This window comes from Ramlibacter albus, assembly GCF_014297445.1.
GTDB lineage: Bacteria > Pseudomonadota > Gammaproteobacteria > Burkholderiales > Burkholderiaceae_C > Ramlibacter > Ramlibacter albus.
In genome coordinates this window covers 65,666-89,840 of the sequence record NZ_JACORU010000005.1, presented here as the reverse complement: position 1 = coordinate 89,840, position 24,175 = coordinate 65,666, and the positions used below count along the sequence as shown (strand labels likewise).

The following is a 24,175-nucleotide window of genomic DNA, read 5'->3' as shown; positions in this document are numbered from 1 at the left end:
GGCGCGGATTGTAGCCCCACCTAGAATGCGGGTGTGAGCGCCGTGCTGTCCCCTCCCTCCAAACGCCCCATCCGCGAACTGCCCGACGAGCTCGTGAGCCAGATCGCCGCCGGCGAGGTGGTGGAGCGGCCCGCGTCGGTGGTGCGCGAGCTCGTGGACAACGCGCTCGATGCGGGCGCCACGCAAGTGACGGTGCGGTTGCTCGCGGGCGGTGTGCGGCTGGTGTCTGTCGAGGACGACGGCGGCGGCATCGCACGCGAGGAACTGCCGCTCGCCCTGCGGCGACACGCCACCAGCAAGATCACGTCACTGGCCGACCTGGAGTCGGTCGGCACGATGGGTTTCCGCGGCGAGGCGCTGGCGGCCATCGCCTCGGTGTCGGAGCTCACCCTGCTGTCGCGCACCGCTGAGCAGTCCACCGCTTTCATGCTCGAAGCCAGCAGCGGCGAGCTGCGCCCTGCGGCCCGCTCCGTGGGCACGACCGTCGAAGTGAAGGAGCTGTTCTTCAGCACCCCGGCGCGCCGCAAGTTCCTCAAGACCGATGCCACCGAGATGGCGCATTGCCTCGAAGCCGTGCGCCGCCACGCGCTCGCGCGGCCGGACGTCGGCTTTGCCGTGTGGCATGAAGGCAGGCTGGTCGAACAGTGGCGCCCCGCCACGCGCGAGCAGCGGCTGGCGGACGTGCTGGGCGAGGACTTCGTCGTGCAGAGCGTCGAGGTGGAGCATCGCATGGGGCCGCTGCGTGTCACCGGGCGCGCGGGCGTGCCGGATGCGGCAAGGTCGCGCGCCGACTGGCAGTTCGCGTACGTCAACGGGCGCTATGTGCGCGACCGCGTGCTCACGCATGCGGCGCGCAGCGCGTACGAGGATGTGCTGCATGGCCAGCGCAATCCTGTCTATGCGCTGTATGTGGACATCGACCCGGCTCGCGTGGACGTGAACGTGCACCCGACGAAGATCGAGGTGCGGTTCCGCGACAGCCGCGAGGTGCACCAGGCCGTGCGGCATGCGATCGAATACGCGCTGGCCGCGCCGCGAGCCGGTGCGCCGGTATTGCCGATGACGCCTGTGACCGAGTCGCTGCCGCCGCAGCCGGTGTGGCGGCAGCCGGAGATGCCGCTGGGGCACAAGGTTTCGGATATTGCGACGCTGTGGGCCCCCACGGTCGTTCCCGCGGAGGCGGGAACCCAAAGCGTTCCTGAAGCCTTGGATTCCCGCCTCCGCGGGAATGACGAGATCCAATGGCCGCTCGGCCGCGCGATCGCGCAGCTGCAAGGCATCTACATCCTCGCCGAGAACGCGCACGGGCTGGTGGTCGTCGACATGCACGCGGCGCACGAGCGCATCGTGTACGAGCGACTGAAAGCACAGATGGACGCCCGCGAGATCGCGAGCCAGCCGCTGCTGATCCCCGCCACCTTCGCCGCCACGCCGCAGGAAGTGGCGGTAGCTGAATCGAGCGCGACGACGCTGGCGCAACTGGGCCTGGAGATCACCGCGCTGTCCCCGAAGACGCTCGCGGTGCGCGCCGTTCCGACCACGCTGGCGCAGGGCGACGCCGTCGAACTCGCCCGCAGCGTCCTCGCCGAGCTCGCGCAGCACGACTCGGCGAGCGTGGTCGAACGCGCAAGGAACGAACTGCTCGCCACGATGGCCTGCCACGGCGCCGTGCGCGCCAACCGCCGCCTCACGATCGACGAGATGAACGCGCTGCTGCGGCAGATGGAGGAGACCGAGCGCTCCGACCAGTGCAACCATGGGCGGCCGACGTGGCGGCAGGTGACCGTCAAGGAGCTTGACGCGCTCTTCCTGCGCGGCCGCTGAAACACTTCCCGGCGAAACTTTTCCCGTTCAGGCAGACTCTGCCATGACTGCCATGAAAAGCCGTCTCGTCCTCACCCTCGCCGCCCTCGCCGCCGCCCTGACGATGGGCTGCACCACGCTCGACGAGCGCCAGCGCGCCTGGATCTTCCAGCCCAGCGACCGCAGCTGGGGCGCCAGCTCGCAGCACGCCGAGGGCATGGAACACGTCTGGGTCGAATTCGGCTCGCGCGTCACGGGCCAGCCGATCAGGCTGCACGGCCTTTGGCTGCCGGCCGCCGAGCGCCCGGACACCGCGCCCGTCCTGCTCTACCTGCACGGCGCCCGCTGGAACGTCGAAGGCTCGGCCCCGCGCATCCAGCGCATGCAGGAGCACGGCTTCTCGGTGCTGGCCATCGACTACCGCGGCTTCGGCAAGAGCACACCCGGCCTGCCCTCGGAGGAGATGGCGTACGAGGACGCCCGCGCCGCGTGGGACTGGCTCGCGGCCAAGTACCCCAACCGCCCGCGCTACATCTTCGGCCACTCGCTGGGCGGCGCCATCGCCATCGACCTCGCCTCGCGCGTGGACGACGAACAAGGCACCATCGTCGAAGGCACCTTCACGTCGATCCCCGACGTGGCGGCTTCCATGAAGTGGGGCTGGCTGCCGATCGGCCCGCTGATCACGCAGCGCTTCGAGTCGGTGCGCAAGGTGGACAAGATCGGCTCGCCCCTGCTCGTCGTGCACGGCAGCAACGACTCGCTGATCGCGAGCGAGCTCGGGCGCAAGCTCTACGAAGCGGCCACGGGCAAGAAGAAGTTCGTACTCGTCGAAGGCGGCTCGCACTTCAGCACGATGTCCGTCGGCCGCGAGAAATACCGCGAAGCGCTGCGCGAGCTGTTCTCGTTCCGCTGAATCAGCTTTCGCCCATCGCCTTGCGGATCAGGGCCAACGCGGCGCGAACATCCTCGATCGGCACCTGCCCCGGCGCCGAACTGCTCGCCCCCACGGCAAACGTGAGCGCCGAGCCGAACACCCCGCCGCACAGGCGCGTGAGCGCACCCCAGCCGCCCATGGCCATCGTGATGACGGGGATGCCCACCTCGCGCGACGCCTTCAGCGTGGCATGCATCACGGTGAGCACATCCTCCAGCGAGCGCGGCATCACGGCCACCTTGCCGACGTCGGCATCGAGCTGCGCGGCCTGCCGCAGGCGCGCCAGCAGCTGCGCCTCCGGCGGCGTCTCCTGGAAGTTGTGGTACGAGAGGACCAGCTTGACGCCGCAACGCCGCGTGAGGTTGCGCACGCGGCTCACGTGGTCCGGCTCGTTGCTCATCTCGTAATCGACGAGGGCCACCAGCCCGCTCTTGCAGACAGCGTGGTACAGCTCCAGCACCGCGTCCTCGGCAAGGTCGATGGGCTGTCCACCTTCGCGGCGCGAGCGGCGGGTGAAGAGCAAGGGGATGCCGGGTGCGGCCTGGCGGATGCGCCACGCGGTCTCCAGCACCTGGTCGGTGTCGGCGATGGCTTCGAAGAAGTCCACCCGCCACTCCAGCAGGTCGGGCTCCTTCTCGGCGACGGCGGCGGTTTCCTCCACCAGCGCATCGGCCGTGCCCCCCACCAGCGGCGCGCAGATCGCCGGGAGACGGCCCTTGGCAAGGGGCCCGCCGGCCAGTTCGATCGCGAGGGGCGGCTTCATTGCAGCCCATTGTAAGGACGAGCTTGCCGTTATGACGATGCGCCGCCGCCGTGCATCTGCTCGCGTGCATCGTTCAGCAGGCGGATCAGGCCATCGAGCTCCACCGGCTTGGTCAGGTGCGCGTCGAAACCCGCGGCGCGCGTGCGCTGCTTGTCGTCCTCGTTCCCGAAGCCCGTCATCGCGACGGTGTACACGTGCTCCATCGACGGCATGGACTTGAGCATGCGCCGCGTCTCGAAGCCGTCCAGGCCGGGCATCGCCAGGTCCATCAACACCACGTCGGGCTTCAGGCGCGCGGCAGCGGCCAGCGCGGCCTGCCCCTCGTAGGCAGCCTCGACCTGGTAACCCAGCAAGCGAAGGATCGCGGTCGTGCTGTCGGCCGCGTCGCGGTTGTCGTCGACGACGAGGATGCGGCGGCCCGGCTCCTTGGGCGCCTCGACGCTCTCGTCGTCGCTCGCGGGCACGGCCTTGGACGCCGGCAGGCGGAAGGTGAACGTGCTGCCCTGCCCCAGGCCGGCGCTCGTGGCATCGAGCGTGCCGCCATGCATTTCGACCAGCGAGCGCGCGAGCGTGAGCCCGATGCCCAGCCCGCTCTCGTTGGGGTTGACCTGCTCGCCCTGCGCGAACAGCTGGAAGATGTGGCTGATCTCGTGCGGCTCCAGGCCGCGGCCGGTATCCTTCACCGACGTCACCACGAAGCCGGACTCCTGCACCACCGACAGCTCGATGCGCCCGCCCTCGGGCGTGAACTTCGCGGCATTCACCAGCAGGTTCTGGATCACCTGCGAGATGCGCGTGGGGTCGCAGTTGACGTGGACCGGGTACGGCGGCAGCGAAATGGTCATCGTGTGGCGCCGTGCCTCCGCGACGGGCCGCGCCGTCTCCACCGCGCGCTGCACGATGTCGGCGTAAGGCACGAGCTCCTTGCGCAGCGTGATCTTGCCGGAGGTGAGCCGGCCGATGTCCAGCAGGTCGTCCACCAGCCGCGTCACGTGCGTGAGCTGCCGGTCGATCACGTCGCGGCAGTTGCGCAGCACCGGGTTGTTCAGCGTCTCCAGCTGCATGATCGTCACGGCGTTGCGGATGGGCGCGAGCGGGTTGCGCAGCTCGTGGGCGAGCATCGCGAGGAACTCGTTCATGCGCTGGCTCGACAGCTCCAGCTCCTGCAGGCGGCGCAGCTCGCTCATGTCGCGCGTCACTTTTGCGAAGCCGATCAGCTCGCCGTCGCGGTTGCGGATGGCGGTGACGGCCACGTTCGACCAGTAGAGCGTGCCGTCCTTGCGCTTGCGCCAGCCCTCGTCGGTGGCGCGGCCCTGCGTGGCCGCCACTTCCAGCTCGATCTCCGGCTTGCGCGCCGCGATGTCCTCGGCCGTGTAGAAGACGCTCAGGTGCTTGCCGATGATCTCGCCGGCCTTGTAGCCGTTGATGGCCTCCGCGCCCACGTTCCAGCTGCGCACGATGCCCTGCGGGTCGAGCATGAAGATCGCATAGTCGCGCACGCTGTCCACCAGCAGGCGGAAGCGCTCCTCGCTCTCGCGCAGCTGCTCCTCGGCGCGCCGCCGCTCGGTCAGGTCGCGCGTGATCTTGGCGAAGCCGGTGAGGCGCCCGTCGGGCTCGAACAGGGCCGTGATGATGACGTTGGCCCAGAAGCGCGTGCCGTCCTTGCGGATGCGCCAGCCTTCGTCCTCGAACTTGCCTTGCGCGCGTGCACGTCGCAGCTCCTCGTCGGGCCAGCCGGCGGCCACGGCCTCGGGCGGGTAGAACACCGAGAAGTGCTTGCCGATGATCTCGGAGCGCTCGTAGCCATTGAGCTTGCGCGCGCCGGAGTTCCACGAGGCGACGTAGCCATCGGGGTCCAGCAGGAAGATCCCGTAGTCCGTGACGGCGTCGATCAGCAGCTGCAGCCGCTGCTGCACGCTGCTGTCGTACTTCTCGGGGAGGTCCAGGGCGGCGCTCAAGATCTTTGCGTCTTCGGCTCGGGTGAAACAACCCATTATGTGCGTCGCATGCGAGTCGCGCCCAGCTCGGCGGTTGCGAAGCGCTGTTGTCCTACAACATGCGGACGGGGATGCTACGCTCGACCGGATGCCTGCTTCCGCCCCCGTGATCGCCCTCGCCGGCCCGACAGCCAGCGGCAAGACGGCGGCCGCGCTGGCGATCGCAGGCCGGCTTCCGTGCGAGATCGTGAGCGTCGACTCGGCGCTGGTCTATCGCGGCATGGACATCGGCACGGCCAAGCCCACCCCCGCGGAGCGCGCGCAGGTGCCGCACCACCTGGTCGACATCCGCGACCCGGTGCAGGCGTACAGCGCCGCCGAGTTCGCGGCGGATGCGACGCGGCTCGTGGGCGAGATCGCCGCGCGTGGCCGTGCGACCCTGCTGGTCGGCGGGACCATGCTCTATTACAAGGCGCTGTTCGAGGGGCTGGACGCGATGCCGCCCGCCGACGCGGGCGTGCGACAGCGCATCGACGAGGAAGCCGCCGCGCGCGGCTGGCCGGCGATGCACGAGGAGCTGGCGCGCGTCGACCCTGTCACGGCAGCGCGCCTCGCGCCCAACGACTCGCAGCGCATCCAGCGCGCGCTGGAGGTCTTTCGTTCGACAGGGCGGCCGCTGTCGTCCTTCCACGGCGAGCGGCGAAGTGCCGGGCTGGCGCCGGCCCTGTTCCTCTCGCTGGAGCCGCGGGACCGGGGCTGGCTGCACGAGCGCATCGCGCAGCGCTTCGACGCGATGCTGGCGGGCGGCTTCCTTGGCGAGGTGGAGGCGCTGCGTGCGCGCGGCGACCTGCACCCCGGCCTGCCCAGCATGCGCAGCGTGGGCTACCGGCAGGCGTGGGAGGCGCTGGACGGCGCCTTCCCGATGGCCGAACTGCGCGATCGCGGCATCTTCGCCACGCGCCAGCTCGCGAAGCGGCAGCTCACCTGGCTGCGCTCGATGCCGCGGCGGCAGGTGATCGCGTGCGACGCGCCGGATGCGATTGCGCAGGTGGTGGCGCGAGCCGAGGAGCTGGCGCGATGAGTGCGACGGTGCCGGGCGGCGCCCGGGCGAGCGCCCCAGGTGCCGTTGTCGAAGTTCGCGGGCTGGCGAAGCGCTACGGCGACGAGGCCGTGTTCGAAGGCGTCGACCTCGAAGTCCACGCCGGCGAATTCGTCGCCATCGTCGGCGAATCGGGCGTCGGCAAATCGACGCTGCTCAATTGCATCGCGGGCCTGGACACCTGGGACGCCGGCACGGTGCGCATCGACGGCGTGGACCTCGGCACGCTGGGCGACGAAGCCCGCGCGCTGCTGCGCCGCGAGAAGCTGGGCTTCATCTTCCAGGCCTTCCACGTGCTGCCGCACCTGGACGTCGCGCAGAACGTCGGCCTGCCGCTGCTGCTGCTCGGGCGGCCCGATGCCAAGCGTGTGGACTCGATGCTCGCGGCCGTCGGCCTCGAAGGCTTCGGCGCGCGATTGCCGCAGTCGCTGAGCGGCGGGCAACTGCAGCGCGTCGCCATCGCGCGCGCACTCGTGCATCGCCCGCGCGTGCTGCTCGCCGACGAGCCCACCGGCAACCTCGACCCGGGCACGGCCGCGCGGGTGCTCGACGTGCTGCTGGCGCAGGCGCGCGAACATGGCACCGCGCTCGTGCTGGTGACGCACTCCGAAGCGGCGGCGGCGCGGGCCGACCGGTTGCTGCACCTCACGGCCACGGGCGTGGCTTAGGCTTCCGTTTCGTTGAAGAGCCGCTGCACGAACCCGGCGTCGCCGGAAGTCACGCTTCGGTTTCGTTGAAGAGCCGCTCGATGAACTCGGCGTGCTGCGCGTACACCGCGGCGAGCTCGCTGTCCGGCCCGTGGCCGGCCGCGGCGCCGCGCATGCGCCGTGCCTGTTCGAGCAGCAGGTCGCGCACGCGCTGCAGGCGCGCGACGGAGCGGCGGCTGGCCTTGTTGGCGGCGAGGTAGCAGGCGTAAACGCGCTTCATCGCGTCGGCGAGTTCGGCCATGCTCGGCTCGGCGGGCTTGCCGGTGAAGCGCCGCGCCGTGAGCAGGTATTCCTCGCGCTCGCTGGTCGAGAGCACCAGCCGCTCGGCGCGCCACGAGAGCTGCACCATGCGGCCCGCATCCATCACGCGGCGCACGAAGGCCAGCGCCACTTCGGGCTGCATGCACTCGAACGCGTGCAGCACGTACGCCGAAGGCGGCGCGCCGGGCAGCATGTCGGAGATGAAGCGCAGCGTCAGCACCTCGCCCTGGCCGGCGGCGGTGGAGACGAACAGTTCGTGGCCGGGGAGCTCGGGTCGCTTCATGTCGGCGGGTTTTCGAAAGCGGCATTATCGGGTGCATGGAAATCGAAGTCACCGAAACCCAGGGGCTGCGCCTGCTCAAGTTCGGCACGCGCTGGTGCCAGGGCGCGATGCGCATCGCGGCGCCGGACGACCTGGAGCTGGAATACGCGGTGCGCATGTCGGCGTGGCTGTTGTTCCACGACCTCGCGGCGCTTTCGGGCAAGCACCTCGTGACGCTGGGGCTCGGCGCGGGGTCGCTGACAAAGTTCGCGCATCGCATCCTGCAAATGCATGCCACGGCGGTGGAGATCGATGCGCGGGTGATCGAGATCTGCCGCACGCAGTTCATGGTGCCGGCGGATGGCGAGCGGCTGCGGGTTGTGCACGCGGACGCGGCGCAGTTCGTTGCCGACCCCGCGAACGCAGGCCGCTTCGACGTGATGCAGGTCGACGCCTACGACGCCGACGTCGAGAAACCCGCCCTCGACACCGAGCCGTTCTACGCGAACTGCCGCGCTTGCCTGCGCGAATGCGGCACGATGGCCGTCAACCTGATCGGCCGCGACCTCGACGTGCGCGAGAGCGTCGCGCGCATCCGCAACGCGCTGCAGCCACGGACGGTGTGGCAGTTCCCGCCCACCGAAGCCGGCAACGTGGTCGTCGTCGCTCACTGCGGCGAGGTCCCGAAGGAGCAAGTTCTCGCCACACGCGCTCGCGAGATCGTCCGGCGCTGGTCTCTCGACGCGCCCGGGTGGTTGCGGATGGCACGCCGAACGATCTTCTGAGCGGCCCGACCACACGCTCCGGGCTGGTCGTGCTAAACTAGTCAGCGAACTAGTCAGTTGAGGTTCGCAATGCAGTCATGGCCCGTGCAGGATGCAAAGGCGCGGTTCAGCGAATTCCTGGAGAAATGCTTGACCGATGGCCCCCAGATGGTGACCCGCCGTGGCGCCGAAGCGGCTGTGCTCGTGGCGGCGGACGAGTGGCGCCGGCTGCAGGCGCAAGCGCGCCCCACGCTCAAGGAGCTGCTGCTTTCCGACGAAGCCCGTGCCGACATCCCGGTGCCTGCGCGTGGCGTGGTGAAAAGCCGGCGGCCGCCGGTGCTGCGCTGAGCTCGTGTACCTCCTCGACACCAACGTGGTCTCCGAGCTGCGCAAGCCCAAGCCTCATGGCGGGGTGCTGCAGTGGCTGCGCGCAACGCCGGACGTGGACATGCACGTGTCGGCCGTCACCATCGGTGAAATCCAGGCGGGGATCGAGATCACCCGGCTGCAGGACCCCGCAAAGGCCGAAGCCCTCGAGTCCTGGCTGGGGCAGGTCACCGGCACCTTCAATGTGCTGCCGATGGATGCGGCCTCTTTCCGGGAGTGGGCGAGGCTGATGCACCGGCGGTCCGAAACACTCAGGGAAGACGCGATGATTGCCGCGACAGCACGCGTTCATGGGCTGGCTGTCGTCACGCGCAATGTTGCGGACTTCAAACCGTTCAAGGTCGAAGTCCTGAATCCCTTCGCGCGATGAGCGATGCCCGCCGGACGGCCGGCGGGCGTCGCTTTCATGCAGTGACCGTCGCCTGTCAGAGCACCTGCGGCTCGTCCGAGTCGGACGTCGCGAGCGTGGCGTCGCCCACGACGAGTGGCTCGGCGCCCTCGCTGCTCGCCGCCGCCGTCGCGCTGACGAACGCGACGGCGCCGGCCGAACTCGTCGTCGCGGAAGCGGGCACTTGCGAGGCCGGCGGCGGCGCGGGCACCGGCGCGGGCGCGGGCGCGGGCGCGGGCCCGGCAGCGACGGGCTCGTCGCCGCCGCCACCGCCGCAACCGGCGAGCAACGCGGTGCTGGCAGCCAGGGCGGCGAGCACCGCCACGCGCAGGGAAATGCGTGCTTGCTGTTTCATGGCGGCATCCTTCACTGCGAACCGGGGTTCGGCGTGTTGAGGTACGGGAAGCCCGCGAGGAAAGGCACGGCCGCCTGGTCCACCGCGTCGTGCACGTCGAGCGACGCCGCGCCCGCCGGCACGCTCGACGGCTTGCACGCCGACGTGATCGAGGTGCCCGGCACGGTGTTGAGCTTCAGCGTGTCGTTGTCGCCGTTGGCCATGCACAAGCCGCCCAGCATCGCGGCGAGCGCGATGTCCACCACGTCGTCCTTCGGCCGCCGCCCGTTCGGGAAGCCCGCGAAATCGCTGCCCGACGACTTGAGGCTGCCCACGATGGCCAGCCGGTTCTGCGCCGCGAACGGCACCGGCGGCGTGGACGTGTTCAGCCGCAGCATCTCCGAAGGCGCCGCCGTCGCCGGCTTGTTGACGCCGGGGATGCCCGTGAGGAAGACCGTCGCGAGGTCCGTGCGCGGGAAGTTCGTCGGGGCCAGCCCGTCGGCCTTGCCGGTCAGCACGAGCCCGAGCAGCGCAGGCAGCGTGGGGTGCGTCACGTAGTCCAGGAACTGCGCGTCGTCCTTCGGCTTCGAGGCGTTGAACTTGTCCTTGTCCTTCAGGCCGATCACGACCTCGTTGACCAGCGGCTGGCCGAGGCGCGACACCTGCGTCCATGCACCGCCGGGCTTGTCGTTGGCCTGCAGCCCCGCCGCCGGCGCCCCGGACAACAGGCGGGCCTGCCGCAGGCTCGCGGTGGTCCAGCCACCGATCACGGGGTCCGTGCCGGCGGTGAGGCAGTCCTTGTGCACTTCGAGCGCCAGCGAGGTGACGTTGTAGCCCTGGATGGAGTTGGCCGCGGCCGCGTTGATGTTCGCGGGGTTGGTGATCACCGCGAGCGGCGCATTCACCAGGTCGAAGATCGGGCCCAGGTTGACCGCGAAGCCTTCCTGCCGCTGGCCGACGAACACGCGGCCCGTGTCCTTGCCCGCGGGGCAGCCCGGCACGCGGATCTCATGCACGTGGCGCGCCGCGTAGGCCGCATAGTTGGCCACGCTGCCGAAGGTCTTGGTGCCGATGAAGTCCGCCGGCTTCTCGAACGTGGCGCCGCCCGACGCCTTGGTGACGGCCTGGCCCGTGCCCTTGCGGCGGTCGCCGCGCACGAGCGTCAAGGTGTACGTCTCGTTGACGTTCAGGTTCGCATCCGAAACGGCGCTCACGCCGCCGGCCTGCACGAGCGGGATCGCGACCGACTTCTGCGCGCCGGCGGCGCCGATGGGCAGCGACACGCTGTTCAGGCGGTTGCTGAAGCGGAACTGGAACGTCAGGTCCTCCACCGCATCGCCGTTGTTGTCGACGTGGATCTCGTACAGCGCGTTCGGGTCCATCTGGAAGAAGTTGGGCCCGCCGTACGGCGCCTGCAGCGGGATGTAGTTGGCGATGAGCGTCACGTAATCCGCCCGGCCGCCGCTGCCGTTGGCCGCGACGCCTTCGTAGCTGCGGAACATGTAGAAGTCGGTGGCGTCCACCTTGGGGCTGGTGGTGAGGAAAGGCGCTTCGCGATGGCTCGAGGCCAGCGCCGTGCCGCCTGCGAGGGCGGCGGCCGCCACGAGGGCGGCGGCCGATGCGATCCGGGTCCTGTGCATGTCTTCTCCTTGCTGCGTGGGTTGGGGAGCAGCCGATACGCCGGATGCGTGCGCGTGGATTACGGCCGGGCAGCAAACCCCATCGCGTTGCGAGGTCTCGAATCCGCCGCGGCCGGTGCTGCGTAGGGCGCGCGCGCGGTGAAGGCGAAGGTGGCGAAGCGGCTGTTCCACGCATCGCCTGCAAGGTCGAGCACCGTGGCACGCAGCAGCCAATCGGCCGCGAACGGGATCGTCACGCGCAGCAGGCCGTCGGCATCGCTGCGCAGCCAGACGCCCACGGGGCTGCGGTCGCTGACGAGTTCGACGGGGACATCGCGCACCGGCCGGCCCGATGCGAGCACGCGAAAGACGGCCTCGCGGCCGGCTTGCAGCGGTGCGGTGCCGCCCGGCACGATCTCGAGCGGCGCGCCGGGTGTTGCCTCGCGCAAGGTGCGCCACTGCGCGGGCGACTCGTCACCGGCCGCGGTTGCGAGCTCGATGCGCGCGAACTTCACGTAGCGCTCGCGCCAGGGCTTGCCGGCCTTGCGCATCTGCTCCCAGGCGGAGCGCACGCTGTCCGGCGCGCGGATCTCCCGCAGGTAAACCTCGACCAGCTGCGGCGTGAGCTCGATGTCGAACGGGACGAGCTGCACATGGCAGGCAAGCGCCTGTCCATCGCGCGGGGCAAGTACGAGCCGCAACGCGGCGGTCGCGTCCCCGACGGGGTTCGGGTTGTGGACGGCCCCGCTGGCGTCCGTGCAGCCGGCGCGCTCGATGCTCGACACCGGCGGTGCGAACTCGGCAATGGGGAAACGATTGCCCGTGGACAACAGCAGTTGCACCCGGCCCGGCTCGGCGCCCCGGGCCAGCCATGTGTCATGCGCGGCCGCATCGGCCGCCGCACCCGCGATCAGCAACGCCGCAGCGGCGGCAGCCAGAAACTTCTTCACGCGCATCTCCTTGCCAGGCCGGTACGCAGGATCGGCCCGGCTGGATGCGGCGTGCTATCGCATGAAGCTCAGTCGGCGGTGATCTTCGCGGCCGAGATCGTCTTGGCCCAGAACGCCGTCTCGCGGTCCACCAGCGCCTGCAACTGCGCGGGCGGCAGGTAGCGCAGCTCGATGCCCGCGGCCGTGGCGCGCGTCTTGGTCTCCGGCAACTCCAGCGCCTGCTGGATCGTCGTCGTGAGCTTGTTGATGACGTCGGGCGGTGTGCCGGCCGGCGCGAAGATGCCGACCCACGCTTCGAGCTCGAAGCCGGGCATGCCCGCTTCGCTCGTCGTCGGCACCTGCGGCACGCCCGGGTGGCGTGCCTTGCTCGTCACCGCAAGTGCCTTGAGCTTGCCGGCCTGGATGTGCCCCATCACCGACGGCGGCGTGGTCATGAACACCTGCACCTGCCCGGACAGCACGTCCGCGATCGCCGCGCCCGAGCCGCGATAAGGGATGTGGACCATGCTCGTGCCGGTCTGCATCTTGAACATCTCGGTGCCCACGTGCGAGAGCGAGCCGTTGCCCTGCGACGCATAACTGAGCTTGCCCGGGTTCTTCTTGAGGAACGCGACGAATTCCTTCAGGTTGTTCGCGGGCACCGAAGGATGCACCGCGATCAGGTTGGTGGCCGCGGTGATCAGCGCCACCGGTGCCAGGTCCTTCTGCGCCCACGGCATCCGGGGGAACAGCGATGGGTTGCCCACGTGGTACGCGGAATACGACACGAGCAGCGTGTAGCCGTCCGGCGCCGCACGCGCCACGTTGCCGTAGGCCACGTTGCCGCTCGCGCCGCCGCGGTTGTCGATGACGACGGACTGGCCGATCAGGCGCGAGAGCGGGTCGCCGAGCAGCCGCGCCGAGCCGTCGACGAGGCCGCCGGGCGGGTTGGGCACGACGAGCGTGATGGGTTTGGTGGGGAAGGCCTGCGCGGACGCGGTGCCTGCGAGGGCGGCCAGGGCCGCAGTGGCGGCAAGGCCGCGGAGGATGCTTCTTCTGGACTTCATCGCGGGGTCTCCTTGGCCGCATCGTAGCGCCACGGCGCCCGCGACGCCCGCGCAGTCAGCAATGACTTGCCAGCGCGCGCTCGTCCCGCACCACGATCTGCCGCTCCACCACGAGCACGCTCGCACGCTCCAGTGCCTTCAGGTGCAGGTTCACCCGCGCCCTGCAGCCGCGCACCAGCGTTGCGAGCGCGTCCTGCTTCAGCTCCAGCGCGATGCGCACGCCGCGCGGCTCGGGCTCGCCGAAGCGCGCGGCGAGGCGCCGCAGGCAGCGCGCGAGACGCGTGCGCAGGTCCGGGCCGGAGAGCTCGCTGAGGATCTCGCACTGCGACGCCAGCAGGCCGTGGCTGAGGCCCAGCAAAGCCTGCTCCAGCCCGAAGTGCCGCCCCATCGCCTCGGCGAGCGCATCGCTGCCGATGCTCACGATGCTCGTGCCGGCATGCGCGACAACCACGTGCCGACGTTCGCCGCCGGCAAACAGCGCCGGGTCGACGAGCCACGTTCCCGCAGGCAGGTAGTCGAACGCAAGCTCGGGCGACTCGCGCATCGCGATGGCGACGGCGCCCGATGCCACCGCGTCGAGGCCGATGCCGCGCAAGCCGCCGTGCAGCGGCTCGCCTTCACGGTAACGTCGCACGCGGCAGCGGCGCAGCAGGTCATGGCGCACGCTCATGGGCAGCGCGGCGAACCACTCGCTGCCATTGAGCGCCGCGCGTTCGCTGGACGCGAGCAGCGGCTCGTCGTCATCGGCCGCAGCCTGCCGCGCCGTGTGGGCCGCAGGTAGCCAGGCTGCGTGCAACACAGGTTGCGCGTCCGCCGCGACGATGTCGCTTACAGCACCACGCATGTGAACGACGCAGCCGAGTTGACGTCACCCGTGCCCTTGTACTGCGGCCACTTCGGGTACTCGCACAGGGGCCGCGTGCGGCCGGGCACGCCGACCGTGTCGCGCGTCACCTGGCCCGTGGGCGCGGTGCCCTTCTCGGCCCATTGCTCCAGCGCTGTCAGTGCATCCCACGTGGCATTGAACTGGCTGCTGACCGCGTGGCCGAGCCCCGGGATCTCGTAGTAACGCGCGAAGGTGTCCAGCTTCGCCTGCCCGAACTGCTGCAGCAGCCGCGAGTAGAAGTCGGCCGTCGCACGCGAGCTCACCAGCACATCGTGCACGCCGTGCGCCATGAGCAGCTTGCCGCCCTTGTTGACGAAACCCGAGAGGTCGCTCGAAACGTCGATCATCCGGCTGAGCACACCCCAGCGGTCCGCGAGAGCCGTGGGGCCGAGCGGATCGAAGGACAAGGGGTTGAAGTTCGCATCGCGCGTGATGATGTTCTTCAGCACCCCATCGAGCTGCTGGCTGATGTAGGGCGCGGTGGCCGGCATCGGGTTGGCCGGTGCCGTGGACGCGAGGTTCAGGAACGCGACCGTGCCCGACACCGCGGTCGCCGGTGCCGTGATGCCCAGGTCCGCGCCCCACACGTTGTAGCCGGGGTAGCCCGTCTCGCCGCTGCCCAGCGCGAAGCCGAAGCGCACCGGCGTGTTGATCGCTTTCACGGCGGTGATCTGCGCGTCGGACAGGCACGTGTCGCCCGTGTCCGCACCGCCGGCGCAGCGCAGCGGCGCGCCGTTGAGCGTGGCCGTCGCGGGGTCGAAGCGCACATTGCACGCGTTCTGGTTGCTGATGAGGCCGTCGGCCACGCCGTCGAGCGTGTCGCAGGCCTGCAGCGCCGCCGTCATCAGCGCGAGCCGCTTGGCCGAGTTGGGATACGCACCGGGCTTGGTGAGCGCCAGCGTGCCCGCCTGCCCACCGAGCATCGCGGAGGCCTGGTTCCACGCGGGGTACCACGCAATCGCGCCGTCCCAGTCGGCCGGCCAGCGCTGGATGCTCTGGATCGCTTCGCGCCCGCCGGTGGACCCGCCCGAGAAGTACGCCTTCGCCGGTGCGGCCGCGTAGCGCTTGTTGATGATGTACATCGCGGTGTCGCGCGTCTTCTTCAGCGCGTCGCCGCCCCAGTTGCGCAGCGCCTCGTCGTTCTGGCCGAAGGTGCCGTCGAGGGACGCGCGGGCGCCCGCCTGGTGGCCCGAGTCGCTGCCGAAGACGGCATAGCCGCGCGCCACCGGCAGCGGCTGGTCGGTCGCGCCGTTCGAGACGTTGCCGACCACGTTGGGGATGCTGCCGTCGAACCCGCCGCCACCGAGCATCAGGGCCTTGGTATTCCACGTCGCCGGCAACGCCACGCGCATCAGGATCTTCGGCGCGGTGGCGTCCACGGGGGCGATGGCCGCGTTGACGAGGCAGTGCTCGGGCACGGCTGCGGCGCCGCTGCCGCTGGCGGCCACGACGGTCGCGCTGGTCACCGTCGCACCGGTCGTCGGCAGCCCGATCGCCGACGCCGGGATCGCCATGTTCACGAGCTCGCCGCACGCCATCGGCGCCTGCGCCTGCGGGGCCGGTGCCGACGCGGGAGGCTCGTCGTTGCCGCCACCGCCGCACGCGGCCAACGCGGCCACGGCCACGGCCACGGCCACGGCCACGCAGCCGAGCGTAAAGCGGGCGCGCATGTTCGTCTTTGCTGGGTTCATGGTGTCTCCTTGTGTTGTGGAAGGGCCCGTCAGAGGTACTCGGTGTTCGCGTCCACGCTCACGGCCTGGCCGGTGACGTTGCGCGCGGCCGGGGAGCACAGGAACAGCGCCATGGCCGCCACGTCCTCGGCGGTGACCATGCGGCGCAGCGACGTCCTGCGCGAGCACGCCTCGCGCGTCGCGCCGTCGGTGCGCTTGCCGTCCACGGCGCCGGGCAGGATGGCGTTGATGCGCACGCCGTGCGGACCGAGCTCGATGGCCAGCGACTTCATCAGGCCGACCACTGCCCACTTCGTCGCTGCATACGGCGTGCGATGCGCGCAACCCAGCCGGCCCGCCACGGAGCTCATGGCGACGATGCACGGGTTGGCGCGCGACTCCTTCAACAGGGGCGCCGCGCGCCGTGCGAAGAGGAACTGGCTGCCCAGGTTCACCGCCACGGTCCGCTCCCATAGTTCGGGGTCGGTGTCCTGCACGGCGGCCGTGGGCCCCGCGATCCCGGCGTTGTTGACCAGCACGTCCAGCCCGCCCAGCGTGCCGCGCACGTCGTCGAACACGAGGTCCACGTCCCTGGCCATCGAGGCGTCGGCCGCGCTGCTGCTGATGCCGGGTGCTTCGGTGGCAAGCCGGTCGAGCGCCGCGCGGTCGATGTCGCACACGTGCACGTGCGCGCCCGCCTCGTGGAAGGCGCGCGCGATGACCGCACCGATGCCGTTGGCGCCGGCGGTGACCAGCACCCTCAGGCCGGGCTGCGGCCTGAGCGAGTCGACGATGTTCAGGCGCTGCATCGGACAACACTGTGTCCAAGCCCTCGCACGGAACCTATATGCAAGGCGCACACTCCTCGCTTGCACCCGATGTGGGCAACCCACTCGGGACAAACCCTAGGGGCTGCAACGCCGAAGCGCCCTAGCCTCTGCCACCCGAAAGGAATGTTTCGCATGTCCACGGACATCAAGGCGGACGCCGCGCAGGCGATCGCCTGGGACCTCATCCGGCTGCTGCACCAGGGCGCAGGCGCCGACGACTTCGCGGCGCGGCTGGCCGAAGCCGAGTCGCTGCCCGACAGCGAAGGCGACAAGGCCGGGCTGATCGAACTCGTGCGCATGGCGATGGCGCTGCGCAACCGGCTGGAGCTGTCGCAGCAGCGCGAAAGCGGCATGCTCGCCGTCATCGAGTCCGCGCGCGACCTCTCGAGCCATCTCGACCTGGCCGAGCTGCTGCAAGCCATCGTCTCGCGCGCACGCAACATGCTGGGCTCGCAGGTCGCATGGCTGTCCACGTACGACACGGCCCTCGAGGCTTTCCACGTGATCGCGGTCGACGGCGCGCTCGCGCGCAGCACCGGCAACATGACCGCGAGCAACGACCACGGCATCGTGAGCGTGGTCGTGCGCACGCGCCTGCCCTTCACCACGCCGGACTACCTGAGCGACACGCGCTTCACGCACGACCCCGCGCTGGACGCGACCTTCCGCGACGAAGGCGTGGCCGCCGTCGCCGGCGTGCCGCTGCTGTGGGAAGGCGAGGTGATCGGCCTGCTGTTCGTGGCCGACCGCTACCACCGCACGCACACCGCGCACAACATCTCCATCCTCTCCACGCTCGCCACGCACGCGGCGGTCGCGATCAAGAACGCGAAGGCGTTCGAGCAGGCGAACGCCGCGCGCGCCAGCGCCGAAACGGCGCGCGCCGAGCTGGAGCGCCACGCGCGCAAGGTGCAGGCGGCCGCCGAGGCGCACGAGCAGATGACGTCGCTGCTGGCTCGCGGCGCGTCGCTGGCGACGCTGTGCGAAGCGGTCGCGCAGCTGATGCAGGGCTGCCTGCTGGTGCTCGACGAAGCCGCGCAGGTGATCGCGCGCGGCACGGCCCCGGGCTACGACGGCGCCGCCGCGCTGCGCTACGAACCCAACGGACACCACAGCAGCGCGCTTGCCAAGGCCGTGCGCGAGAGCCGCCAGGTCGGCCGCTCGGTGCTCGCTTACGAAGTGGACGGCGAGGCCTGCCGCGTGAACGCCGTGATCGCCGGCGACGACATGCTGGGCTCGGTGCTGCTCTTCCGGCGCGACGCGCTCGACGAGATGTCGGTCCGCACCTTCGAGCGCGCGACGAGCGTGGTGGGCATCGTGCTGCTCGCGCGCGAACGCAGCGAGGCCAGCCAGAGCCGCGACGAGTCCTCGCTGCTGCGTGCCCTCGTCTCCCCGCGGCAGGACGACGTGCCGGTGCTGTGCGAGCGCGCGGCGCGCTTCGGCCTGGAGCTCACGCAGCCCTGCACCTTCCTGCTGCTCGACCTGGGCGAGCCGAACGCCGGGCAAGTCGCGCGGCGGCTGCGCACCGGCAAGCTGCTGCCGCATGCGATCTTCGACGAGATGGATGGCGTGCTCACCGTTCTGTGCGCCACCACGCAGGCCGAGAATGTGCGCCGAGTCGTGACGGAGCTTGCCCGCAACGGGGCGGGGGCGCAGTGGCGCGGCGTCGTGTCGCGGCCGCTCTCGGGCGCCCCGAGCCTGCCAGCCGCTTTCCTGATGCTGCGCCGCGCGCTGCCCGTGCTGCGCCGCCTCGGCGTGCAGGGCCACATCGTCAGCCAGAACGAGATGGCGCTGTACTCCACGCTGTTCGAGACGCACGACCAGCAAAGCCTGGCCGCCTTCCTCGAGTCCACCATCGGCGCCCTGACCGGCTACGACGAGAAGCGCGGCACCGAGCTGGCGCCCACGCTCCTGAGTTATTTCGACAGCAACCAGAACGCCAAGCTGGCCGCGCAGCGCCTGGGCATCCACGTGAACACGGTGCGGCAGCGGCTGGCGACCATCGAAGACCTCATCGGCCACCTCGGCAACGCCAGCCGCGCGCTGGAGATCCACATCGCCCTGCGGCTGTGGAACCTCACACGGGATGCGCCCTAGGGCAGCACCACCGGCAGCACGTTGACGCGCTGCTCCGCATTCGTCGCGTCGAGCACCACGCCGGCGGGCCAGTTGGGCCACGCGAGCACGCCCAGCTTCGGGTTCTCCGGGCGGCCCGTGGCGGCGAACGTGCCGATCGTCGCCATCATCGACTCGGACAGCTGCAGGCGGCCCGGCTGGTTGACGTCGTTGAAGGCGAACGAGAAGAAGTTCTTGCCGAAGTTGCCGAACCAGAACGGCAGGTCGAGCGCGTGCACCGCGCCGTAGACATTGCGGAAAGGCGCGGGCTCGTTGCGCCAGTCGAAGCGGTAGTACCAGGTCTGCGTGGGCTGCTGCAGGATCAGCGAGTTCATCGAGTGCTGCGTGAGCGACGTGAACACCCCCGTGGTCAGTGCGTACGCCACGTCGTTCCAGCCGGTGCCGGGCTGCTCGACGGGCAGGAACTGCGGCTGGATGAAGTCCGCGTCCGTCAGCCCCGTGGCGGCGTTCGGGTCGAACGTGTACATCATCGTGAAGCGGTCGTAGTCGGTGGGCTTGTAAGCGCCGACCAGGCCGCCGAACAGCTTGCCCTCTTCGAGGTTGTTGCCGGCAAGCATGGGCATGCGGTTGTAGTTGCCCGATGCGATGGCGGAATTGGGCGCCCACGGGATGACGTAGTTGTCGGTGAGCACGGCCGGTGCGTCCGGCAGCTTGTTGGCGACCGCGACGCGGATCATCTCGTCGGCCGTCTTGGAACGCATGTACGCGGCGACTTCGGCGGCGGTGAGCGAGGAAATGTACAGGTCCGCGCTCAGGTCGTCGCTGGCCTTGCCGTCCGCCTTGAGCAGCGCGCGCATCAGCTTGGTGGCGTAGTCGCGCGAATCGCCATTGGTCTTCACGGACAGGCCGCCGCTCATGGACACGGCCTTGTGCATCAGGCCATTGGCGAGCGGGGACACGAGCAGCGCCCACACGTTCACCGCGCCCGCGGACTCGCCCATCACGGTGACGTTGGACGGATCGCCGCCGAAGGACGCGATGTTGCGCTGGATGAAGCGCAGCGCCTGGATGTGGTCCAGCGTGCCGAAGTTGGCGGAGTCGTTGGCGGGGTCGCCCGTCTTCAGCTGCGCGAGGTCGAACCAGCCGAACATGCCGAGGCGGTAGTTGACGGTCACCACCACCGCGTTCGTCTTCGACGCGAGCGTGCCACCGTGGTACATCGGGTCGGCGGAGTAGCCGACGACGTTGCTGCCGCCGTGGATGAACACGATCACCGGCAGCTTGCCCGCGGCCTTCTCGGGGCGCCAGATGTTGAGCGTGAGGCAGTCCTCCTGTCCCACCGGCTTGCCGATGGTGTCGCGCACCGAGAGGCTGAAGGTGTTGCCATCGGCCGAGGGGCTGAACAAGCGCCCCGCCTGGCTGCACGATGCGCCGAAGCTGCGCGCCTGCAGAACGTCCTGCCACGGGTCGGGCTCGACGGGGGCACGCCAGCGCAAATCGCCAACCGGCGGCTTGGCGTAGGGGATGCCGAGCCACTGCAGCGTGCCGGTGGCGGAGTCGCGAGCGCCCAGCACCGGGCCGTACTGCGTCTGCCGGCGCAGCGCCGTGTCACTCGAAGAGAGCATCGCCATCGCGGTCGGCGCGGTTGCCTGCGCTTGCGGCGAGGGCGTGGATGAACTGTCGTTGCTGCTGCCGCCGCCGCAGCCCTGCAGGCCTGCCGCGAGTACGACCGCGAAGGCCATTGCGCCCAATCGATTCCGGATCATGCTGCCATCTCCCATGTATGGATGGGATTCTGGCGAGCCGGCCTGCGGCTTCAATGTAGGCGGAGCACACATGCGCCGCCGAAACGGTGTCAGGTACTTGCTCAGCTGTGCGAAGGTTCACGCACTCAAGGGGCCGGCGGCTGCACCTCCGGCCCGAACGGGATGAGCCGCCGCTCGCGGATCATCGACGCGAACTCCGTCGGCGACAGCACGCGCATGCCGCCGTCCGCGGTCTCGCCCTCCTGCAACCGCTTCAGGCGAACGAGGAAGTAGTCCTGGATGCTGGCGCTGCGGATGACGCTTTCCACTCGCCACTGGCGCCGTTCTTCGTCGAGGAGGAGCTGGCCCACGGGCGGCGGCCGGCCCGCGTCGAACATCTGTTTTCGTTGCACGGCGCACATTAGATGCTCATGCGCGAGCGTCGCGTGTAGGACCTTGCTTACGCCGAGCTGTGCTTTGTTTCCGGATGTACGTGTTCTAACCGCTGCCGAGCCGTGGCGTGATCAACCCCCGCCCTCGCCCGGGTGGCTTTCGCGATTGCCACCGCCAAGCAGGTCATTGCGAGGTTGCTGCTGTTGCTGCTGCTGGCGCTGGCGCTTCATGTGCTGCAGCGCCGTGACGGAGCCTTCACCGCTGCCGGTTGCGCTTTCGCCCGTGGGGGCGCCTTCGTTGGGTGTGGATGCTCCCTGCGTACTCATGTCCGTGGCTCGAATGACTGCTTGGTTCGATGCTATTTGCGCGCGAGGGGTTCCACTGTCGGTTGCGCTGCCGAGGCGATTGTCGGCCAGATACTCACGCGTTGACGAGCTCGGCGCCCTCGGGCGAGTGAAGTTGCTCGGTGAAGGGAAACAGGTTGTAGCGGCCCGCTTACGTGGTGCGCGTTGCGGCCGAGGCATCATCTTGCGACGCAGCCGAACGATGGACCCGGACCTGAACCTCTTGCGCTCCGAGTTGCACCTCCTGATGGAGCAGGAAGCCGCTGCACTGATCCGCGCCACCGAGATGCGCCGCCGTGGCGACCTCGCCGGGGCCGAGCGGGCGTTCGCGGAGTCGCTGCAGATCAAGGAGCGGCGCGGCTCGATCCAGAAGCAGATCAAGCGGATCGTGGGGCCGCCGATCGATCCTTGATCCTGCGTTTCAACCGACGATCATTCCGGCGCACGCGCCAAACCCGATGCGCCGAGCCCTTGGCCGCTCGCACACACCTCGCAATTCGAGCGCATCCCCATCCTGCAGGAACGAACGCTCCTCGCCATTGGGCAGCTTCACCTTCTCCTTGCCGCCTTTCGTGAGTTCCAGCAGCGAGCCGGACTGCTCCTGCGATGGACCGGACAAGGTGCCGGAGCCGAAGAGGTCGCCCGGCTGCAGGTTGCAGCCGCCGCACGTGTGGTGCGCGACGAGCTGCGCAGGCGTCCAGAAAGCGGCGTCGGCTGCATTGCTCGTTGCAAGCCGCACCGCCGGTTGCCCGGCCTTGCGCATTGCCTCGGTCTGGATCCACGTCTCGAGGCGGATGTCGAGGCTGCCGCTTTCGCGCGTGGCCTTCGAATCGAGATGAGGCAGCGGATCGGGATGGCCGGCGGGGCGCTTCAGCGGCGCGCGGAAAGGTGCGAGCGCTTCGAGCGTGACCACCCAAGGTGAGATCGTGCTGCCGAAGTTCTTCGACAGGAAGGGCCCGAGCGGCTGGTACTCCCACGCCTGGATGTCGCGCGCGGACCAGTCGTTGAAGAGCGTCACGCCGAAGAGATGTTCCTCGGCATCGTCGATGGACACCGGCTGGCCCATCGCGTTGCCTGTGCCGATGAAGAAGCCCAGCTCCACTTCGTAGTCGAGCCGCTGGCAAGGGCCGAACACCGGTTGCGCCGCACCCGGCGGTTGCGTCTGGCCCCGTGGGCGGCGCACCGGCGTGCCGCTCGGCACGATGGACGAACTGCGTCCGTGGTAGCCGATGGGGACCCACTCGTAATTCGGAAGCAACGGGTTGTCGGGGCGGAACAGCTTGCCGACGGCGGTGGCGTGGTGGATGCCGGTGTAGAAGTCGGTGTAGTCGCCGATGGTGCAAGGCACGGCCATCTCGGCTTGCGCTTGAGGCACGAGGCACTTCGCGAGCGCGTCGCGCTGTGCACTGCCCTCGCGCAAGGCGGCGGACAGCCGCGCGCGAAGATCGCGGCGCCGCGCGGGCCCCGACGCCATCAGCGGCTTGAGGTCCGCATCATCCAGCAGCCCGGCGGCTCGCAGGTCCAGCACCTGGTCGCCGATGGCGACACCGACGCGGAAGTCCTCGCCGCTGCCCGCGCGGCGAAACCGGCCGAACGGCAGGTTCTGGATCGGGAAATCCGTGCCGGCGTCATTGGCCGACTCGACCCAGCTGCGCAGCGCCGGGTCATGCGTTTCGTCGAGCATCGTCATGGCTTGAACTTGTCCTGCAGGCCGGCCCAGCACTGGGCGTAGTCCTTGTCGAGCGCGCCGCCTTGCAGCGCATACGCGGTGGGGTGGAACAGCCAGCGGCTTTCGAACATGAAGGCCAGCGTGTTGTCCAGCTTGTGCGGCTGAAGATTGCTGCTGCTCGCCTTCTCGAAAGCCTCTTCGTCCGGCCCGTGCGGCACGAAGGCGTTGTGCAGCGACGCGCCACCGGGGCGGAAGCCCTGCGGCTTGGCGTCGTACTGGCCGTACACGAGACCCATGAATTCGCTCATCACGTTGCGGTGGTACCAGGGCGGGCGGAACGTGTCCTCGGCCACCAGCCAGCGCGGCGGGAAGATCACGAAGTCGCAGTTCGCAGTGCCCGGTGTGTCCGATGGCGATGTGAGCACCGTGAAGATCGACGGGTCCGGGTGGTCGAAGCTGATCGAGCCGATCGTCATGAAGTTGGCCGTGTCGTACTTCAGTGGCGCGAGGTTGCCGTGCCATGCGACCACGTTGAAGGGCGTGGCCTTCAGTTGCGTGCGCCAGAAGCGCCCCGCGAATTTCTTCACCAGCTCGCAACCGCTCGATCCGTCTTCGTACGCCGCGACCGGCGCCTGGAAGTCGCGAGCGTTCGCAAGCCCGTTCGAACCGATGGGGCCGAGCTCGGGCAGGCGGAACATCGCGCCGTAGTTCTCGCAGATGTAGCCGCGCGAGGGGCCGTCCGGCACGTCGACGCGAAAGGCCATGCCGCGCGGCAGCAGCGCAACCTCACCCGGTTTCACCTCCAGCACGCCGAGCTCGGTGCGGATCACGAGCCGCCCCTGCTGCGGCACTAGCAGCATCTCGCCGTCCGCGTTCACCATCGCGCGCCGGTCCATCGAGCGGTTGCACAGGTACACGTGCGCGGCCACCCCGCTTTGCGCCATGACGTCGCCATTGGCTGCGACCGTGCGGATGCCGTCGGTGAAGTCCGCGGGCTCCGAAGGGATCTCGAACGGGCCCCAACGCAGCGGCTCGGGCAGCACGCCCGCACCGGCCGCGGCGCCGCTCAACCACCACTTCTGCTCGTACGGCGCGAACGCACCGGAGACGACCGAGGGCTGCCGCCGGTACACCCACGTGCGCCGGTTCTCCGCGCGTGGCGCGGTGAACGCGGTGCCCGAAACGAGCTCGGCATACAAATCGAACGGCGCGCGCTGCGGGCTGTTGCGGCCCTGCGGCAAGGCGCCGGGGACCGCCTCGCTCGCGAACTCGTTGCCGAAGCCGGACTGGTACGTCAGGGACATG

General features: G+C 69.6%; 24 protein-coding genes. 9 read left to right on the top strand and 15 right to left on the bottom strand.

The genetic code is table 11. The features are described 5' to 3' along the window. Positions 1–33 precede the first annotated feature (33 nt). Together mutL and H8R02_RS14530 are read left to right on the top strand one after the other, a co-directional pair. Positions 34–1,824 carry a DNA mismatch repair endonuclease MutL gene (gene mutL, locus H8R02_RS14535; RefSeq protein ID WP_187082161.1) on the top strand — a complete coding sequence of 597 codons (1,791 nt, stop codon included), beginning with the start codon at positions 34–36 and terminating at the stop codon, positions 1,822–1,824. Between the two features lie 52 nt (positions 1,825–1,876). Beyond that, positions 1,877–2,719, top strand: a complete 843-nt coding sequence (locus tag H8R02_RS14530) for an alpha/beta hydrolase (protein ID WP_187082160.1) — start codon at positions 1,877–1,879, stop codon at positions 2,717–2,719. Between the two features lies 1 nt (position 2,720). On the opposite strand, the gene aroD is transcribed toward H8R02_RS14530, so the two are convergent. Both aroD and H8R02_RS14520 read right to left on the bottom strand, forming a co-directional pair. Further along, a complete protein-coding gene (gene aroD, locus H8R02_RS14525) occupies positions 2,721–3,503 on the bottom strand; it encodes a type I 3-dehydroquinate dehydratase (protein ID WP_187082159.1) in 783 nt (260 codons plus the stop codon). A 29-nt stretch (positions 3,504–3,532) separates the two neighbouring features. Beyond that, entirely contained in the window at positions 3,533–5,497 is a 1,965-nt protein-coding gene (locus H8R02_RS14520; protein ID WP_187082158.1) for a PAS domain-containing hybrid sensor histidine kinase/response regulator, read from the bottom strand. A 91-nt stretch (positions 5,498–5,588) separates the two neighbouring features. On the opposite strand from H8R02_RS14520, the gene miaA reads away from it, so the two are divergent. Both miaA and H8R02_RS14510 read left to right on the top strand, forming a co-directional pair. Next, a complete protein-coding gene (gene miaA / locus H8R02_RS14515) occupies positions 5,589–6,521 on the top strand; it encodes a tRNA (adenosine(37)-N6)-dimethylallyltransferase MiaA (protein WP_187082157.1) in 933 nt (310 codons plus the stop codon). Further along, entirely contained in the window at positions 6,518–7,207 is a 690-nt protein-coding gene (locus H8R02_RS14510) for an ABC transporter ATP-binding protein (protein ID WP_187082156.1), read from the top strand. Before miaA ends, H8R02_RS14510 begins: the two co-directional genes overlap by 4 nt. Positions 7,208–7,256: 49 nt before the next feature. Here the strand turns inward: H8R02_RS14510 and H8R02_RS14505 are convergent, their stop codons facing one another. After that, positions 7,257–7,790 carry a hypothetical protein gene (locus H8R02_RS14505; RefSeq protein WP_187082155.1) on the bottom strand — a complete coding sequence of 178 codons (534 nt, stop codon included), beginning with the start codon at positions 7,788–7,790 and terminating at the stop codon, positions 7,257–7,259. A gap of 35 nt (positions 7,791–7,825) precedes the next feature. On the opposite strand from H8R02_RS14505, the gene H8R02_RS14500 reads away from it, so the two are divergent. The 3 genes from H8R02_RS14500 to H8R02_RS14490 all read left to right on the top strand — a co-directional run bounded on the left by H8R02_RS14500 (position 7,826) and on the right by H8R02_RS14490 (position 9,290). Further along, positions 7,826–8,554: a spermine/spermidine synthase domain-containing protein gene (locus H8R02_RS14500; RefSeq protein WP_187082154.1), complete on the top strand. Its 729-nt coding sequence runs from the start codon at positions 7,826–7,828 to the stop codon at positions 8,552–8,554. Between the two features lie 69 nt (positions 8,555–8,623). Beyond that, complete coding sequence (locus tag H8R02_RS14495) at positions 8,624–8,881, top strand: type II toxin-antitoxin system Phd/YefM family antitoxin (RefSeq protein WP_187082153.1); 258 nt, start codon at positions 8,624–8,626, stop codon at positions 8,879–8,881. 4 nt (positions 8,882–8,885) lie between these two features. Further along, a complete protein-coding gene (locus tag H8R02_RS14490; RefSeq protein WP_187082152.1) occupies positions 8,886–9,290 on the top strand; it encodes a type II toxin-antitoxin system VapC family toxin in 405 nt (134 codons plus the stop codon). A 55-nt stretch (positions 9,291–9,345) separates the two neighbouring features. On the opposite strand, the gene H8R02_RS14485 is transcribed toward H8R02_RS14490, so the two are convergent. The 7 genes from H8R02_RS14485 to H8R02_RS14455 form a co-directional block, all read right to left on the bottom strand. Beyond that, complete coding sequence (locus H8R02_RS14485) at positions 9,346–9,663, bottom strand: hypothetical protein (RefSeq protein ID WP_187082151.1); 318 nt, start codon at positions 9,661–9,663, stop codon at positions 9,346–9,348. 11 nt (positions 9,664–9,674) lie between these two features. Beyond that, positions 9,675–11,282: a DUF4331 domain-containing protein gene (locus H8R02_RS14480; protein ID WP_187082150.1), complete on the bottom strand. Its 1,608-nt coding sequence runs from the start codon at positions 11,280–11,282 to the stop codon at positions 9,675–9,677. Positions 11,283–11,341: 59 nt separating this feature from the next. Further along, on the bottom strand, positions 11,342–12,211 hold the full coding sequence (locus tag H8R02_RS14475; protein WP_187082149.1) for a DUF4198 domain-containing protein: 870 nt from the start codon (positions 12,209–12,211) through the stop codon (positions 11,342–11,344). A gap of 68 nt (positions 12,212–12,279) precedes the next feature. Then, positions 12,280–13,257 (bottom strand): Bug family tripartite tricarboxylate transporter substrate binding protein, encoded by a 978-nt coding sequence (locus H8R02_RS14470; RefSeq protein ID WP_187082148.1) that lies wholly within the window; start codon positions 13,255–13,257, stop codon positions 12,280–12,282. A gap of 55 nt (positions 13,258–13,312) precedes the next feature. Next, entirely contained in the window at positions 13,313–14,101 is a 789-nt protein-coding gene (locus H8R02_RS14465; protein ID WP_187082147.1) for a Crp/Fnr family transcriptional regulator, read from the bottom strand. Then, positions 14,086–15,834: a tannase/feruloyl esterase family alpha/beta hydrolase gene (locus tag H8R02_RS14460; RefSeq protein WP_255429354.1), complete on the bottom strand. Its 1,749-nt coding sequence runs from the start codon at positions 15,832–15,834 to the stop codon at positions 14,086–14,088. Before H8R02_RS14460 ends, H8R02_RS14465 begins: the two co-directional genes overlap by 16 nt. A gap of 29 nt (positions 15,835–15,863) precedes the next feature. Continuing rightward, positions 15,864–16,613, bottom strand: a complete 750-nt coding sequence (locus H8R02_RS14455) for an SDR family oxidoreductase (RefSeq protein ID WP_187082523.1) — start codon at positions 16,611–16,613, stop codon at positions 15,864–15,866. A 162-nt stretch (positions 16,614–16,775) separates the two neighbouring features. Between H8R02_RS14455 and H8R02_RS14450 the strand changes: the two genes are divergently transcribed. Next, positions 16,776–18,740, top strand: coding sequence for a helix-turn-helix domain-containing protein (locus H8R02_RS14450; RefSeq protein ID WP_255429353.1), 1,965 nt, complete (start codon positions 16,776–16,778; stop codon positions 18,738–18,740). Here H8R02_RS14450 and H8R02_RS14445 read toward each other — a convergent pair. The 3 genes from H8R02_RS14445 to H8R02_RS14435 form a co-directional block, all read right to left on the bottom strand. Then, positions 18,737–20,461: a carboxylesterase/lipase family protein gene (locus H8R02_RS14445; RefSeq protein ID WP_187082145.1), complete on the bottom strand. Its 1,725-nt coding sequence runs from the start codon at positions 20,459–20,461 to the stop codon at positions 18,737–18,739. The genes H8R02_RS14450 and H8R02_RS14445 overlap by 4 nt on opposite strands. A 149-nt stretch (positions 20,462–20,610) precedes the next feature. Continuing rightward, positions 20,611–20,877, bottom strand: coding sequence for a hypothetical protein (locus tag H8R02_RS14440; RefSeq protein ID WP_187082144.1), 267 nt, complete (start codon positions 20,875–20,877; stop codon positions 20,611–20,613). A 111-nt stretch (positions 20,878–20,988) separates the two neighbouring features. Further along, a complete protein-coding gene (locus H8R02_RS14435) occupies positions 20,989–21,183 on the bottom strand; it encodes a hypothetical protein (protein ID WP_187082143.1) in 195 nt (64 codons plus the stop codon). Positions 21,184–21,403: 220 nt separating this feature from the next. On the opposite strand from H8R02_RS14435, the gene H8R02_RS14430 reads away from it, so the two are divergent. After that, positions 21,404–21,613, top strand: coding sequence for a hypothetical protein (locus H8R02_RS14430; RefSeq protein ID WP_187082142.1), 210 nt, complete (start codon positions 21,404–21,406; stop codon positions 21,611–21,613). A gap of 9 nt (positions 21,614–21,622) precedes the next feature. Here H8R02_RS14430 and fahA read toward each other — a convergent pair whose 3' ends face one another. Beyond that, a complete protein-coding gene (gene fahA, locus H8R02_RS14425) occupies positions 21,623–22,891 on the bottom strand; it encodes a fumarylacetoacetase (RefSeq protein WP_187082141.1) in 1,269 nt (422 codons plus the stop codon). After that, a complete protein-coding gene (hmgA, locus tag H8R02_RS14420; RefSeq protein WP_187082140.1) occupies positions 22,888–24,174 on the bottom strand; it encodes a homogentisate 1,2-dioxygenase in 1,287 nt (428 codons plus the stop codon). The genes fahA and hmgA overlap by 4 nt, the downstream gene beginning before the upstream one ends. Between the last annotated feature and the right edge of the window lies 1 nt (position 24,175).

What these genes read in the sequence shown, in the direction of transcription:
- H8R02_RS14530 (WP_187082160.1), top strand. Translation starts at nt 1,877, where the DNA reads ATGAAAAGCCGTCTCGTCCTCACCCTCGCCGCCCTCGCCGCCGCCCTG.
- aroD (WP_187082159.1), bottom strand. Translation starts at nt 3,503, where the DNA reads ATGAAGCCGCCCCTCGCGATCGAACTGGCCGGCGGGCCCCTTGCCAAG.
- H8R02_RS14520 (WP_187082158.1), bottom strand. Translation starts at nt 5,497, where the DNA reads ATGGGTTGTTTCACCCGAGCCGAAGACGCAAAGATCTTGAGCGCCGCC.
- miaA (WP_187082157.1), top strand. Translation starts at nt 5,589, where the DNA reads ATGCCTGCTTCCGCCCCCGTGATCGCCCTCGCCGGCCCGACAGCCAGC.
- H8R02_RS14510 (WP_187082156.1), top strand. Translation starts at nt 6,518, where the DNA reads ATGAGTGCGACGGTGCCGGGCGGCGCCCGGGCGAGCGCCCCAGGTGCC.
- H8R02_RS14505 (WP_187082155.1), bottom strand. Translation starts at nt 7,790, where the DNA reads ATGAAGCGACCCGAGCTCCCCGGCCACGAACTGTTCGTCTCCACCGCC.
- H8R02_RS14500 (WP_187082154.1), top strand. Translation starts at nt 7,826, where the DNA reads ATGGAAATCGAAGTCACCGAAACCCAGGGGCTGCGCCTGCTCAAGTTC.
- H8R02_RS14495 (WP_187082153.1), top strand. Translation starts at nt 8,624, where the DNA reads ATGCAGTCATGGCCCGTGCAGGATGCAAAGGCGCGGTTCAGCGAATTC.
- H8R02_RS14485 (WP_187082151.1), bottom strand. Translation starts at nt 9,663, where the DNA reads ATGAAACAGCAAGCACGCATTTCCCTGCGCGTGGCGGTGCTCGCCGCC.
- H8R02_RS14480 (WP_187082150.1), bottom strand. Translation starts at nt 11,282, where the DNA reads ATGCACAGGACCCGGATCGCATCGGCCGCCGCCCTCGTGGCGGCCGCC.
- H8R02_RS14470 (WP_187082148.1), bottom strand. Translation starts at nt 13,257, where the DNA reads ATGAAGTCCAGAAGAAGCATCCTCCGCGGCCTTGCCGCCACTGCGGCC.
- H8R02_RS14465 (WP_187082147.1), bottom strand. Translation starts at nt 14,101, where the DNA reads ATGCGTGGTGCTGTAAGCGACATCGTCGCGGCGGACGCGCAACCTGTG.
- H8R02_RS14460 (WP_255429354.1), bottom strand. Translation starts at nt 15,834, where the DNA reads ATGAACCCAGCAAAGACGAACATGCGCGCCCGCTTTACGCTCGGCTGC.
- H8R02_RS14450 (WP_255429353.1), top strand. Translation starts at nt 16,776, where the DNA reads ATGTCCACGGACATCAAGGCGGACGCCGCGCAGGCGATCGCCTGGGAC.
- H8R02_RS14445 (WP_187082145.1), bottom strand. Translation starts at nt 20,461, where the DNA reads ATGGCCTTCGCGGTCGTACTCGCGGCAGGCCTGCAGGGCTGCGGCGGC.
- H8R02_RS14435 (WP_187082143.1), bottom strand. Translation starts at nt 21,183, where the DNA reads ATGAGTACGCAGGGAGCATCCACACCCAACGAAGGCGCCCCCACGGGC.
- H8R02_RS14430 (WP_187082142.1), top strand. Translation starts at nt 21,404, where the DNA reads ATGGACCCGGACCTGAACCTCTTGCGCTCCGAGTTGCACCTCCTGATG.
- fahA (WP_187082141.1), bottom strand. Translation starts at nt 22,891, where the DNA reads ATGACGATGCTCGACGAAACGCATGACCCGGCGCTGCGCAGCTGGGTC.
- hmgA (WP_187082140.1), bottom strand. Translation starts at nt 24,174, where the DNA reads ATGTCCCTGACGTACCAGTCCGGCTTCGGCAACGAGTTCGCGAGCGAG.